This window comes from Candidatus Enterococcus myersii (assembly GCF_017316025.1).
In the GTDB taxonomy this organism is placed as follows: domain Bacteria; phylum Bacillota; class Bacilli; order Lactobacillales; family Enterococcaceae; genus Enterococcus_C; species Enterococcus_C montenegrensis.
This window is the reverse complement of sequence record NZ_JAFLVT010000008.1, coordinates 552,189-567,094: the sequence shown is the minus strand read 5'-3', so window position 1 is coordinate 567,094 and position 14,906 is coordinate 552,189. Positions and strand designations below refer to the sequence as shown.

General features: G+C 38.3%; 11 protein-coding genes and 1 other annotated feature. Of the genes, 3 read left to right on the top strand and 8 right to left on the bottom strand.

The window, feature by feature from the left end; translation table 11 throughout:
* Positions 1 to 96 precede the first annotated feature (96 nt).
* Entirely contained in the window at positions 97 to 1,521 is a 1,425-nt protein-coding gene (pepV, locus tag JZO76_RS08255; protein WP_206903623.1) for a dipeptidase PepV, read from the bottom strand.
* Positions 1,522 to 1,877: 356 nt separating this feature from the next.
* Between pepV and JZO76_RS08250 the strand changes: the two genes are divergently transcribed.
* The gene (locus tag JZO76_RS08250; RefSeq protein WP_206903622.1) at positions 1,878 to 2,702 is read left to right on the top strand and encodes an NAD(P)H-hydrate dehydratase; all 825 of its coding nucleotides are present in this window, start codon (positions 1,878 to 1,880) and stop codon (positions 2,700 to 2,702) included.
* Between the two features lie 177 nt (positions 2,703 to 2,879).
* On the opposite strand, the gene JZO76_RS08245 is transcribed toward JZO76_RS08250, so the two are convergent.
* The 4 genes from JZO76_RS08245 to aspS all read right to left on the bottom strand — a co-directional run bounded on the left by JZO76_RS08245 (position 2,880) and on the right by aspS (position 10,235).
* A complete protein-coding gene (locus tag JZO76_RS08245) occupies positions 2,880 to 5,243 on the bottom strand; it encodes a phosphoketolase family protein (RefSeq protein ID WP_206903621.1) in 2,364 nt (787 codons plus the stop codon).
* A 243-nt stretch (positions 5,244 to 5,486) separates the two neighbouring features.
* On the bottom strand, positions 5,487 to 7,376 hold the full coding sequence (locus JZO76_RS08240) for an acyltransferase family protein (protein ID WP_206903620.1): 1,890 nt from the start codon (positions 7,374 to 7,376) through the stop codon (positions 5,487 to 5,489).
* Between the two features lie 57 nt (positions 7,377 to 7,433).
* Complete coding sequence (locus JZO76_RS08235; RefSeq protein WP_206903619.1) at positions 7,434 to 8,309, bottom strand: YitT family protein; 876 nt, start codon at positions 8,307 to 8,309, stop codon at positions 7,434 to 7,436.
* Between the two features lie 153 nt (positions 8,310 to 8,462).
* Positions 8,463 to 10,235 carry an aspartate--tRNA ligase gene (gene aspS, locus JZO76_RS08230; RefSeq protein WP_206903618.1) on the bottom strand — a complete coding sequence of 591 codons (1,773 nt, stop codon included), beginning with the start codon at positions 10,233 to 10,235 and terminating at the stop codon, positions 8,463 to 8,465.
* A 72-nt stretch (positions 10,236 to 10,307) separates the two neighbouring features.
* Positions 10,308 to 10,513, bottom strand: a binding site (T-box leader).
* Between the two features lie 340 nt (positions 10,514 to 10,853).
* On the opposite strand from aspS, the gene JZO76_RS08225 reads away from it, so the two are divergent.
* Together JZO76_RS08225 and JZO76_RS08220 are read left to right on the top strand one after the other, a co-directional pair.
* Positions 10,854 to 11,792: an aldo/keto reductase gene (locus tag JZO76_RS08225; protein ID WP_206903617.1), complete on the top strand. Its 939-nt coding sequence runs from the start codon at positions 10,854 to 10,856 to the stop codon at positions 11,790 to 11,792.
* A 58-nt stretch (positions 11,793 to 11,850) separates the two neighbouring features.
* A complete protein-coding gene (locus JZO76_RS08220; protein ID WP_206903616.1) occupies positions 11,851 to 12,279 on the top strand; it encodes an acyl-CoA thioesterase in 429 nt (142 codons plus the stop codon).
* Between the two features lie 285 nt (positions 12,280 to 12,564).
* On the opposite strand, the gene JZO76_RS08215 is transcribed toward JZO76_RS08220, so the two are convergent.
* From JZO76_RS08215 to JZO76_RS08205, 3 genes are read right to left on the bottom strand one after another with little or no spacing between them, the layout of a single operon-like run.
* Positions 12,565 to 13,029, bottom strand: a complete 465-nt coding sequence (locus JZO76_RS08215) for an S-ribosylhomocysteine lyase (RefSeq protein ID WP_206903615.1) — start codon at positions 13,027 to 13,029, stop codon at positions 12,565 to 12,567.
* A gap of 53 nt (positions 13,030 to 13,082) precedes the next feature.
* Entirely contained in the window at positions 13,083 to 13,727 is a 645-nt protein-coding gene (locus JZO76_RS08210; protein WP_206903614.1) for a class I SAM-dependent methyltransferase, read from the bottom strand.
* Positions 13,728 to 14,873 (bottom strand): cystathionine gamma-synthase, encoded by a 1,146-nt coding sequence (locus JZO76_RS08205; protein ID WP_206903613.1) that lies wholly within the window; start codon positions 14,871 to 14,873, stop codon positions 13,728 to 13,730.
* Positions 14,874 to 14,906 lie beyond the last annotated feature (33 nt).

The following is a 14,906-nucleotide window of genomic DNA, read 5'->3' as shown; positions in this document are numbered from 1 at the left end:
GCAATAAAATGCAGCTTTACTTAAAAAGTACATCTTCTTTTTGTCCCAGTGTTTTCAAACAAACAGGCTAAGATTTTAACCTCTTAATTTTTAATTTTATTTTGCTAAGCGATAAATCGCATCGGCGTATATGGCTGTTGCACGCAATAAATCGTCTAATGTCATAAATTCATTTGCTTGGTGCATGGTATCCACATACCCTGGGAACATTGCCCCATAAGCTACGCCACGTTCTAACAAGCGGCCATAGGTGCCACCACCAATGATTTTTTCATGACCTTTTTCACCAGTGTGATCTTCGTAGACTGACAATAATGTCGCTACCAATGGATCATCTTCTGGTACGTAATGTGGTAACATATTGCGTTCGTTATGGGTAATAGAAGCACCTTGCATACCTAAATTACCATCAATTGAAATTTCCAAACCTTCTGCTGTGATACCTTTTGGATACCGGAAGTTCATGGCGATAAAATTATCAGCCTGGAAACCGTCAGTGCTTTCTTTAAAAGCAAACAAACCAGCATTCATCGTAAGTTTGCCCATTTTTTCATCTTCATAAGCTACGCCTAATTTTTCACCGTAGAAATCTTCATGAATAATCGTGCCTGCTACGTGTAAGAATTGTTTTGCTCCGCCACCAAATTTGAATTGGTCTAAGAATAATGCCAAGAAAGTTCCCGCATTTATCCCAGATTGTGGGCTAGCACCATGGGCACTTTTACCCACTAATTCCAATGAAGCTTCCACGCCTTCAACTGTAATTGTTCCTGTAACAGGATTTTTTTCTACAAAATCATAGAACGCTTTTTCCATTTCTAGGGCTGCTTTGTCATTTGGCAGAATAACTTTGGCATTTGCTGCACCAGGAACCATGTTTTCTCTTAGCCCGGCAGCAAAACTCTTCAAGCGATATTCCCCTTCATTATTGCCATGGAAATGTGCCCCTAAGGTAATATTTCCCTTTTCACCATTAATAATTGGAAATTCAGCATCTGGTGAAAAGCCAAAATCTGGTTTTTCTTCGTGTTCAAAATAGTAATTCATATCGCCCCAGCCTGATTCTTCATCAGAACCAACAACAAAACGAATTTTTTTGCTCAATGGCAATCCTAAGTCACGAACAATTTTCATACCATAATAAGCTGCCATGCTTGGCCCTTTATCATCAGAAGAACCGCGGGCAAAAATTTTCCCGTCTTTTAATTCTGGTTCATAAGGATCTGTTTGCCAACCATCACCAGCTGGTACCACGTCCATATGGCCAAAGATACCAAGGGTTTCGTCCCCTTCACCAAATTCAATATGGCCAGCATAGTTATCAACATTTTTAACTGTAAAACCGTCTCGTTCACCATAAGCCAGCATATGTTTTAAAGCATCTCGTGGTCCGGGGCCAAAGGGTGCATCCGCTGTTTTTTTGTTGTCATCTCTTTCACTGTTAATGCGAAGTAAGTCGAATAAGTCTTTTAATAAGTCGTCTTTTCTAGCTTCGACTTCTTTTTGCCAATTGATTTCCATCTGCATTTCCTCCTGACGATTACGCGACTTAGATTTAAATAGGTGCATTCAAAATCGTTTGTCTTCGTATAAAGCTTCGTTATTTTCCCAACCATCATACCACTTTTAAAGGCTTTTTGACAAAGGATGGCGATTGATTTTTGGTAAGGGGGAAAAGATTCGTTATAATGAACTAAAAGAAGATCTAACAAAAAAATTAATCCCAATAAATTTTTTCCAATTCATTTTAAAATTCTAAGAAACTTATTGCGTATTTCACGCAAAATTTTACTTACTTTTCATCATAGCAAGTAGGTTTTACAATTTTCAAACAACACTGCTTAAAAAGCTGTCAATAACTACCAAAGGAGTAAAAAATGGAGACTTTAACTGAAGAAATTTTAACGACCGTTATAAAAAAGCGACCTGCAATTTCCCATAAAGGAACTTTTGGTCGTGCAGTTTTAATTGGCGGCAATGCCCAGTACGGTGGCGCCATAATCATGAGTGCAGAAAGTTGTCTCAAAAGTGGAGCAGGTCTGGTAACAGTCATTACCGCAAAAGAAAATCACGCTCCTCTTCACGCCCGCTTACCTGAAGTCATGGTACTTGATTGGAACGAACCAAAAGCTCTGCGTACAATTATTGAAAGTGCTGATGTTCTCTTAATTGGCCCTGGTCTCGGATTAGAAGAACATAGTCTCGCTTTATTAAAATTTGTCTTGAGCCGACAAGAAAAACAGTGGCTAGTCATTGATGGATCGGCTATCAGTTTATTCGCCCAGGAAAAATTAACGCTGCCTCACCCTGACAAGACTGTTTTCACCCCTCATCAAATGGAGTGGCAACGTCTAAGCGGGATTGCTATTGCAGATCAAAATGAAATAACCAATCACACCTATCAAAAAAAATTAGCTGCCACAATTGTTGTCAAAAGCCACCGTACAGAAATTTATACAAACAAAAAGAATTATCGGTGTCCTTTAGGTAATCCCGCCATGGCTACCGGTGGCACCGGTGACACATTAGCTGGCATTATTACAAGTTTTCTAGCACAATTTGCAGCAAAAGACGCTGCTGTTTGCGCCGCTGTTTATCTTCATAGCTACATTGGTGATTTGCTTTCTGCCAAAAATTACGTCGTTTTACCGACAACTATCAGTGCCGCTATCCCTCAGTACATGTACCATTTCAGTAATTAACTAATTTATTTGCTTCATTTTCCAATAAACAAAAAAAGACTGGACTAATAATAAAAAATACCGACCTCCAGAAGTTAGATTTTTGGTCTAATTTTTGGGGGTCGGTACAATTTGGTCTTATCTTTTTTATTTATACATCACAAAAAAAGATACTTCTGTACAATTCATTTATTACGACTACAATTCTTCCCAGCGCCAGTTTTCAACTTCTGGAATATCTACGCCATTAGCACGAATATAGTCGTGGTGATAATTCAGTGTATCTGTCATTTTTTGGACAAATTCAGCGCTTTTAGAACCATAAACTGCCCGTGCAGCATCTTGTGCAACATGGAAACGATCCATTTCAGAGAATACACGCATATCAAAGGGCGTTGTAATATCGCCATTTTCCCGATAGCCGTGGATGTGTAGATTACGATTTTCACGATCAAAGAAGATATCGCGAATCAAACCTTCATAACCGTGGAAGCAAAATACGATTGGCTTATCTTTGGTAAAATAACTGTTGAATTCTTCTGTCGTTAAGCCCCGCTTATCAACAGCTGGATGACGTAATTTCAACAAGTCAACGACATTGATAAAGCGAATCTTCAAGTCGGGAAATTCTTTGTGCAAAATCGTTATCGCTGCTAAAGCTTCCAAGTTTGGTTCAGTCCCTGCTGCGGCAATGACAACATCGGGACTTTCATCTCCATCTGTTGAGGCCCATTCAATAATCTTCAAGCCATCTTTCACCAATATTTCTGCTTCTTCCACCGAATAAAATTGCGGACGGGGATGTTTAGAAGACACGATTAAATTGATTTTTTCTGACGAGGCGAGTGTTTTTGCCATTACTGCCATTAAGGTATTGGTATCAGCTGGTAAATATTCCCGAATAAATTCCGGTTTTTTCTCAGCTAAATGCGTTAAAATTCCCGGATCTTGGTGGGTATAGCCATTGTGATCTTGTTGAAAGGCAGTCGAACTAGAAATCAAATTCAAAGAAGGATATTGTTTTCGCCAAGATTGTTCATGGGCTTTACGCATCCATTTGAAATGTTGGGTAATCATAGAGTCCACCACACGCAAGAAAGCTTCATAGGAGGCAAAAAAGCCATGTCTTCCTGTTAATACATATCCTTCTAAGAATCCTTCACTTTGATGTTCTGACAATTGCGAGTCAATTACTCGTCCAACTGGTGCTAACCATTCGTCATATTTAGGCTTTTCAGGTTCCAACCATTGGCGATTTGTGACATCAAATATTTCATTTAAGCGATTCGATTTTGTTTCATCTGGACCAAAAATTCTAAAATTATGCGGGTTAGCTACGATTAAATCCCGCGCAAATTTACCAAATTCAATCATATCTTGGGCGGTTATTGCGCCAGGGGTTGTCGTGTCAACAGCATACTTATGCCAATCTGTTATTTTTAATGGTTGCGGATCAAGACCACCGTTTGTAATTGGATTAGCTGACATTCGTTTTTTTCCTTTGGGAGCTATTTTACGAATTTCAGCTTTAACTGTTCCATTTTCATCAAACAATTCTTCTGGGCGATATGATTTTAACCATGTAACCAGTGCCTTACTATGATCCATATGATTACCATCAACTGGGATAGGAACTTGGTGCGCCCGAAAACTGCCTTCGATTGCCTCGCCATCCCATTCTTTTGGCCCGGTCCAGCCTTTTGGTGTGCGACAGATAATCATAGGCCAATGTGGCATGACCGCTTGTTCAGCTTTACCTTGACGCGCCTTTGTTTGGATCTCCTTAATTTTTTCGATGGCGTTATCCATGACTTTAGCCATTTGTGGATGTAGAGTTTCAGGATCATCGCCACTGATAAAAATAGGCGCCCAACCCATTCCTTCAAAATATTTTTGTAAGTCTTCATCTGTTTTTCGCGACAAAATTGTCGGATTAGAAATTTTAGCCCCATTTAGATGTAAAATTGGTAAGACAGCCCCATCATTAACTGGATTAATAAAGACATTTGAAAACCACGAAGTTGCTAGCGGCCCTGTTTCTGCCTCTCCGTCTCCCACGACGGTAGCGGCAATAACTTCTGGATTATCTAAAATAGCGCCTGTTGCATGGGACAACGAATAACCTAACTCGCCACCTTCATGAATAGAACCTGGCGTTTCTGGTGCTGCATGAGAAGCAATCCCGCCTGGAAATGAGAAAATCTTGCACAGTCTTTTTAAACCAGCTTCATCCTGCGTAACTTCTGGATAAATTTCTGAATAACTTCCATCAATATAAGAATTTGAAACCATTACCTGACCGCCATGACCAGGACCTTCAATGTAGAACATATTCAAATCGTACTTATTGATTACTCGATTTAAATGGGCGTAAATAAAATTTTGACCTGCAATTGTTCCCCAATGACCGATGGGGTGAACTTTAACATCTTTTTTGGTCAGTTCATCTTTAAGTAACGGATTGTCCTTTAAATATATTTGTGCAACTGAAATATAATTTGCCGTACGCCACCATGCATCAACTTTTGCTAAATAAGCTTTTGAATCATAATCTACTGTCATTGTTATGCTCCTTTTAATTAAGTTTTCTGCTAGATTTCTTTAGTAAAGATACGCTTATTACTTAAAAAGTACATCTCTTTTCTTGGCTTTTGTCAAAGCTGTTTACCATTTAATGGTACCACAATCCATTCATAAAGATGTTTTCAACGTCTTTATCACTTAAGTAAAAAACTCCCTTTACCAAGCTGATCAGTTAATACTGATAAATACTTGGATAAAAGGAGTTTTCTTTCTTATTTCAGTTTAGGCTTTAATTAAACTGTCCACCATTAGTTTTACATAACTGGTTAACCCATCTGGATTGATGTGGGTGCCATCTTCATAAAACCACTCACCATGGTTGATACTATAATCATACCAATCAATGATTGTTAAGTTTTTATATTGCTTTGCCATTTTGGTCAAAGCTGCATTAACTGTGCCTTGTGTTCGAACAGTCGGGGCACGCATATTGATCCAGTAAACTTTGCGGTCTTTCCCCATTACATTCATAATGTCGGCAAATTGTTGGTCTGTAAATGGACTGTTGGTCCCAAGACCAATAATGACTGTATCATGTAACAATTTATCATCTTTTAGTTTTTGCAGTAAATCTACGCTAGCATAGACCTGCCGATTAATTTCAGCGTCTACTACTGAATTTGGGAACATTTCATTTAAACCTGCTGCTGCGCCTAACATGACCGAATCACCAAAGAAAGTAAATTTCGCCGCATCAGATTTTTTTACTTGTTGGTCTGTGACACCATATTTCTTGGCTAATTCTAAATGTTGTTCTGCTTGTTTTGCGGTGGCTTCTTTATCTTGACTTCCACTAGTTGAGCTTTCAATTGTCTTTTCTTTTGCAGTTTTTTTCGATTCAGCGGCAATCTTGCGATTGGCTAAGATCTGTTCTTTCATTCTTTGCTGATTAGCATCCACGTGATTTACCGGCGCAATAACTAAACCCACCAGTGTAATTGCTAAAATGGCAATAGTTGGGATTAGCGCTGGTTTCTGGCGACTTAAGATTGGTTTTTTAAACCAGCCTTTGACTGTCTGCCAAGTTTTACTATAGTCAAAGTTTTTTAATGGCTTTTCAAAGAACTGATATGATAGTTCACTCAAAAGCATAATTAAAAAGATTTCAACTATCGTGTGTAGCAAAACATTGTCTGCTAAGTTTTTTATTTTTGCTTCATAAAAAATCATGACCGGATATTGATACAAATAAATCCAATAACTCCGACTGCCAATGTAGCTAAAAATCGGATTGGTAAGCCATTTGTTTAAGCTGGCACCAGGATGTACCACGACGGCCAGCAACAAAACACATAAGATACTGATTAAAAAGAAGCCGCCATAATACAAAAATTTACTTTGATCACTTAAGAAAAAGAAACTCAAAATCAAAAGGAGTAAAGAACCTAATCCCACCCCATTTAATAAGCGTTTGGCTTCGCGGGGAATTTTTTCTTTTAAATGATTCGAAGGCCAAATGAATGCTAACGCACTACCTAACCAAATTCCAAAGACACGGGTATCCGTCCCATAGTACACCCGTGTTGGATCGCTACCAGGCTTAAATAAAATCGCCATCCAGATTGCCGAAGCAATAGCACCAATCACAATGGCAATAAAAATCTTCCCTCTTTTTTTCAAAAGCAACATCAATATAATAAATATAATGGGCCAAATTAAATAGTTTTGAGCCTCGACAGCGGTGTACCAAATATGGGTAAAAGGCGATTCATTGTTGAAGCGGTCAAAATAAGAAGCGCCATTATTGATTTGCCACCAGTTATTGAAAAATAATAGGCTACTAAAAAATACACCTCGTAAATTATTCAAGAGGTTACGTTGAAATAACGTAATATACGCAGTGGAAAGCACCATTACCAACGCTAAGTTGGGCCACAGACGCTTTAATCGTTTTTTGTAAAAGGTCAGTAAGCGAATCTTCCCAGTTGCTTGCCACTCTTGATTTAAATGATCGGTAATCAAATAACCTGAAATTGCAAAAAATATCGCTACCCCTAAATAGCCACCTTTTACTTTATCAGGCAAAAGGTGATAAAAGATAACGCCTAAAACAGCCAAGGTGCGCACACCATCAAGGCCGGTAATGTATCTTCGTTTTGTTTTTTGTTCCATGACTTCGCCACTTTTCAAAATAAATTCTTGTAGATTATTTCCTTTTTTATCTTGCTATTATAATTCTTCTTCATAAAAACGTCCTAAAATTTGAACATTTTCGGCAATACTCACAAAGGCTTTCGGATCAGATTCACGCATAGCCTGTCGTAATAACGGTAGCTCAAAGCGTGTACACACAGTTAAAAGCACCGTCTGTTTATCGTGTTTATAAGCGCCTTCTGCCTCATTAATAATAGTAATTCCTCGGCGCATTTTATCTTGAATATGATGAATAACCGCATCTGGGTGACGGGTGATAATGGTCACCTGCATTTTCTTTTGCTTGGTAAAAACGGCATCAGTGACTTTGCCACTAACAAAAATAGCGATGGCACTATATAAAGCATATTGCCAGCCAAAGAGTAAGCCTGCAGCAAACATAATCAAAATATTAAAGATAATGGAAATTGATCCCACCGTCTTACCGGTCTTTTTTTGGATGGCAATACTGACAAAATCCAAGCCCCCAGAAGATAGACCACTTCTTAGTGCATAGCCAATTCCAGCTCCCATGACGGCACCACCGAAAATAGCACAGACAATTGGATCTGTAGTTAAAACTTCTTCTGGCATAATCTGCATAAACAGTGAGGTCAATATAACTGTAATCCCGGTAAAAATCGTAAACTTATGGCCTACCTTATACCAGCCAACTAAAAATAATGGCAGATTTAAAATCAATAAATTTGCCGAAACCGGCAGATGAAACCCTAATAAATCTTTAGATAGCGTCGTGATGATTTGGGCTACCCCAGTAATCCCACTAGAATAAATTTTCCCTGGCTGGTAAAAAAAGTTCACCGCAATTGAGGCTAAAATTGCGTAAACCACTGAAAACGAAAACTTTTGCAAATAGTCAGTAAAATTGACTTTTTGCGCAATATTTTTCATGATAAAAAAGCTCCTTATGCCTTTAACTAAGAGGCCAGCCAAATCAATGCACAACACAATAATTCAACTTTCTTCTCGCTGTGTACATTATACGAAGTCTAGCCCAAAAAGAAAAGGACAACCCACCAAAGTGAGCGTCCTTTTAAGATTCTTTTAGTCTTCTTCTGTAGCGGTCACATCAATACTTAATTCAAACAACTGTAAAGGTGAAACCGTGCTTGGTGCTTGCGTCATTGGATCGGCTGCTTTCCCATTTTTTGGAAAGGCAATGACTTCGCGAATATTGTCTTCTCCTGCCAACAACATAACAAAACGATCTAAGCCTAATGCGATACCGCCAAGTGGTGGGAATCCGTACTCTAGGGCATCTAGTAAGAAACCAAATTGTTCTTGCATTTCCACTCGACCAAAACCTAATGCTGCAAACATTTTTTCTTGTAATTCACGTTCATGAATACGCAACGATCCGCCACCTAATTCATAACCATTTAAAACAATATCATAGGCCTGGGCATATACTTTAGTTGGATCGGTTGTTAAATATTGAATATCTTCTTCTTTTGGTAAAGTAAATGGATGGTGCGCAGAAACATAGCGCCCTTCTTCTTCACTGTATTCAAATTGTGGCCAGTCTGTAATCCACAAGAAATTGAATTTACTTTCATCAATTAGCCCTAATTCTTTGGCCATTTTATTACGAACAGCCCCCAAAGCAGCCGTGACTACGTTAAATTGATCGGCACCAAACATAAGCAAGTCTCCAACTTGCGCGTTTGTTGATTTTATAATTTCTGCTTCTTTTTCGGTTAAAAATTTAGCAATTGGACCTTTTAAGCCATCTTCTTCCACTTTCACCCAAGCTAATCCTTTGGCACCAAATTGACTAACATAATGCGCATAGTTGTCCATATCTTTGCGTGAATATTTGCTGGCAGCACCTTTGGCATTTAATGCTTTAACCACACCACCAGAAGTTAGTGCCATTTGGAAAACTTTGAAATCGACATCTTTTACAACATCGCCTAAGTCCACCAATTCCATTTCAAAACGAGTGTCGGGTTTATCACTACCATAACGATTCATCGCATCATCATAAGTCATGCGTGGAAATGGCAATTTTACATCCATGCCTTTAACTTCTTTCATCACGCGGGCGATCATGCCTTCAGTTAAATCTTGAATTTCTTCAACTGTTAGAAAACTCATTTCCATATCTACTTGGGTGAATTCTGGTTGTCGATCGCCCCGTAAATCTTCATCCCGGAAACAACGGGCAATTTGATAATAGCGATCAAATCCAGCATTCATCAATAGTTGCTTAAATAGTTGTGGTGATTGCGGTAATGCATAAAAATGTCCTGGGTGTACCCGAGAAGGAACTAAATAATCCCGTGCGCCTTCTGGAGTTGATTTACCAAGGTAAGGCGTTTCAATATCCAAGAAGCCATTTTCATCTAAATAATGACGAATTGCTTGGGTAGTTTTATGACGCATGATAATATTTTGTGTCATTTTTGGACGACGTAAGTCAATTGAACGATTTTTCATCCGAATTTCATCGCTAATTTCTTGCTCGTCTTCAATTGCAAAGGGCGGTGTCTTCGCTTTGTTTAAAACTGTAATGTCACTTGCGATAACTTCGAATTCACCGGTTTTCATTTTTGGATTAATTGCTGCTTCATCCCGTAAAATAACTTTACCCGTTACTTCAATTACGTATTCACTGCGACATTTGTCAGCAATTTCCCAACCTGCTTTTGATAATTCGGGATTGAAGACAACTTGCACGATACCTTCTCGGTCACGCAAATCAATAAAAATTACGCCACCTAAATCACGACGTTTTTGAACCCAACCTTTTAATGTAACTGTTTGTTCTAATTCTGTTTTTGAAACTAAACCACAATACACAGTTCGTTTTGCCATTTTTTACCCTCCATAGACACTTTTTTAATCAGTAATTGGCAGTTTTTGAAAAACAAAAAAAGCCCTTGTTCTCACAAGGGCGAATTGTTAGTCCACGGTACCACCTAAATTTGAAAGTTAAACTTTCCTCAACACCGATAACGTTGGTGAAACGGAAGCGGCTTTGCACGCGCTCATCTCCAGAATGTCTTTGACAAATAAGACTTAAACTACTTTCAGCCAAGGTAGTTCTCTCTAAAAAGTGACTTATCTGCTACTCTTTCTTTCACTGATTTTAACTATTACTGTTAAGCTACTAGAATTACGTGAAAATGTCAAGATTTTTCAAAAAGCTTTTCAAAAAAATGACGGACTGCGATGAAAAAATGCTGAGTAAACTTTGTTTAGTTCCCCAAAAATAAGCGTGAAATTTTTGAAAATTGTTCCGCAAGTTTCTCAAGATTTCGACTTTTCGACTTATTGTTACGAAGAGTTAGTGCTTGCAGCTAGCTTTTTTTCCTCTTTTTAACTATGAACATAAGAAATTAATTTTACACAAGACGTTTCAATTCAGCTTTTTGTCAGATTGATTTAGACTAAAGTAAAGATAGAAAAGTAAACATACAGGAGGTCTTTTTCATGGCAGATGTACAAATTGGTAAATCACAAGTTTACGCATCAACTTTAGGACTTGGTACAAATAAAATTGGTGGGCATAACCTTTTCAAAAATTTAGATGACGAAGTGGGCAAAGAGGTTTTACGCACTGCGCTACGCAATGGTGTCACCATGCTAGACACAGCCTATGCTTATGGTTTGGGTCAATCGGAAAAATTAATCGGTGAAGTTCTACAAGAAGATGAATTTGATCGGGCTCGCGTGATTATCGCGACCAAAGCTGCCCATATTCCTGGCAACGAAGACAAAATGGACAATCGTCCCGAATTTTTAAAAAATGCCGTAGAAGATGCTCTACAGCGCCTACAAACAGAGTACATTGACATTTTTTACATTCATTTCCCAGATGAAACGACACCAAAAAATGAAGCTGTAAAAGCTTTACATGAATTAAAAGAAGCCGGTAAAATTCGGGCCATTGGTGTTTCTAATTTTTCTTTAGCGCAAGTAAAAGAAGCAAATTTAGACAATTATGTCGATGTTGTTGAAGACAATTACAATTTATTACACCGTAAAGCCGAAACAGAATTGTTTCCTTATTTAGACAAACACCAAATCAGCTTTATCCCTTATTTCCCATTAGCTTCTGGATTGCTATCAGGAAAATATACAGCGGATCAAAAATTTTCTGCTCCAGACCCGCGAAGTAAAAAAGCCGATTTTACCGGCGAACGTTATCAAAAAATTATCGCCACAATGGAAGAGATGAAGATTATCGCTCACCGTAACGATGCCACCGTTTCACAATTAGTTTTGGCTTGGTATTTGAAAAATCCGCATATTGCTGCTGTGATTCCTGGTGCTCGCAATGAAGAACAAATGCGTGCCAATGCAAAAGCAACAGACATTCGCCTCAACAATGACGATTATGAATTAATTGATGATTTATTCCGTTTTTAATATTCTGGTACTTTTTATAAAAGACTGCTATGCTAAATAAAAAAAGACAGGAGCAACTATGGAGAAATATTCAGGATATGTCCGCAGTCCCCATTATTATGAAACCGACCAAATGCAAATTATCCACCACTCCAATTATATACGTTGGTTTGAAGAAGCTCGTGTTGATTTATTGGAACACTTAGGGCTGCCTTATCACATTTTAGAAGCAAGCGGCATTATCGTCCCGGTACTTGGGGTGAGTTGTCAGTATAAAGATATGATTCGTTACGGTGATACGGTAAAAATTCATGTTTCAGTAGAAAAATATACCGGTACCCGTCTAAATTTTGCGTATCGTATTACACCTGTAACAGATGAAAGTAAAATCTTGACGACAGGTGACAGTCAACACTGCTTCTTGCAAGGAGATTCCGGGCGTTTGGTCCACTTAAAAAAAGCAAACCCAGCCTTTCACCAACTATTCAGTGATTATACAGCCCTCTAAAAATTTATTAAAAAAGGACTAGCTAGAAAAATCTAAAGAATCCTTCAGCCCTGAGAGATAAGATCAGAACTTTTTTAAAATTGTTGCTTAATTTTTTGGAAATTTCGCCTTGTTTCTTAAAGTGCTAGTTTGTGAAACAGCCACGGATACAGCTGCAATTAATTTCACGGGAAAACTTTATATCTTCTGATTAAAACCAAAACACCGAGATAAGGGAAATAACGTCCTTAATCTCGGTGTTTTTCACGTAAGCTCTGAACAGCTAAGAGCTTAAGCTTAACTTTTTTATTTTGTAGCAAAAACTTCTGACCACTCATCTTCTTTAGCTAAAAATTCTCGGGCTAAGCTTTTAGCACCTTCCAGCGTATGATTAGCTGCCCAGCCACATTGTTTTTCATTACTTGCAGGCACTTCTGTCGCTTCTAATACATCTTCCATCGTTTTTTTCAAAACACTTAAGATCTCAGCGTAATTATCATGATTTAAAACAGTTAAGTAAAAACCGGTTTGGCATCCCATCGGGGACCAGTCTACAATATAATCGGCATGATTTCGAATTAATTCGGCTGTTAAATGCTCCAAAGAATGCAAGCTTTTCATTTCCATATGTTCTTTATTGGGCTGTTTAAAACGGACATCATACTTAATAATCGTATCGCCATTGCCCCCTGTTTTACGATCAGCAACGCGAACATAAGGTGCGCTTACTTTTGTGTGGTCTAAATTGAAACTTTCAACATTCATCTTCATTGTTGTTACTCCTTTTCATTTAAATTTCCTGAATTTTTGGGGAAGTTTTTGCATTATTTTTTTACAGCTTCGGCAATCCAGGCAAAGGTGTTAATCTGCCAAAATTTTACCGCAAAACCAGCTTCATGGAAATAGTTTTCTAAATCTGGTAATAAAGGATAGTATTCTCGTTGCAAATCAGCAGCGAGTGTTAATTTTTCAGCCTTCACAGCTTCTGTAATTACATCATCAAAGCGGATTTGCGAAACAAACATCGTATCACCAATAATGACTTTGCCACCTTTAGGTAAAAGTGTGGCGTATTTTTTTAGCGCTTGTTTTTTTTCTATGCCATTTAAATGATGAAAAACAAAATTCGCGGCGATTGTATCGATGTTATCATTTGGCACAGGAAAATTTTCCATATCGCCAGTCAAAAAATCCACCTTTTCAAGTTCAGGCTTACTTTGGGCCAGTGCTCGCATTTCAGCTGATGGTTCAATTGGGTAAACAATTTTACCAGCATTTAATAAACTAATAGTTAAATTACCCGTACCGCTGCCAAATTCTAACACAGTTTGCCCTGACTTTTCAGCAATCATGTGCAACATCTCATTATAGTTTGAAAAGACCTCGGCATATTCACGATCGCCTCCTGCCACTGTATCATCATATGCGCCAGCCCACTCTTTAAAAATCGGCATAAACTCCAAACCCATTTACAATCCCACCTTTTCAAAGGCTAATTTTAAATCTGCCAATAAATCTCGTTGATCTTCTAAGCCCACTGATAAACGGACCAAGCCGTCTTTAATTCCTGCTTCTTCTCGTTTATCTTTGGGAATGGATGCATGGGTCATTACTGCAGGAACTTCGACCAAACTTTCAACACCACCTAAACTTTCACCAAGGGTAAATAAAGTTAAACTTTCTACCCATGTTGTCGTTTTTTCTTCTGCCAAAAGTTCAAAAGAAACCATGCCGGAAAAGCCCTGCATTTGTTTTTCTGCGATTTCAAACCCCGGATGTGTGCTAAGACCTGGGTAATAAACTTTAGCAACAGCCGGGTGATTTTGTAAAAATTCAGCTATTTTTAAAGCGTTACGCTGATGTTCTCGCATCCGCACGCCTAAAGTTTTTATTCCTCGTTGCATTAACCAACTGTCTTGGGGTCCTAGCACTGCTCCAATCGCATTTTGTAAAAAGCCGATTTTTTCTGCTAATTCATGACTATTCGTCGTCACTAAACCAGAAACGACGTCACTATGTCCTCCTAAATACTTCGTGCCACTATGCACCACAATGTCTGCCCCTAAGTTTAAAGGTTGTTGAAAATACGGTGTAGCAAATGTATTATCCACAATTGTCAAAAGATTATTGGCTTTGGCTAATGCCGCAGCGCCTTTTATATCTGTGATTTTCAAAAGTGGATTACTAGGAGATTCCAAGTAAAGGGCCTTCGTATTTGCTTGAACATTTTCGGCAATATTACTTAAATCACTCGTGTCAATTGTTGTATAGGTCAAGCCATTCTTCTCAAAAACTTGTGCCAGCAAACGAAACGTGCCGCCGTAAACATCATCTCCTAAAAGAATGTGATCTCCAGGGTTAAATAAAGATAAAACGGTGTGAATACCTGCTAAACCAGAAGCAAAGGCAAAACCTTTTACCCCACCTTCTAAATCGGCAATTAATTTCTCTAAGGCAAATCGAGTAGGATTTCCTGAGCGAGAATACTCATACCCCTTTGGTTTACCAACAGCCTCTTGTTTGTAAGTAGATGTTTGATAAATTGGGACACTAACAGCTCCTGTAGCAGGGTCTGTACTAATACCCCCATGAATAAGTTTCGTATTGAGATGCATAAAATTTCCTCCTCAAAATTTCTTTTGATAAAT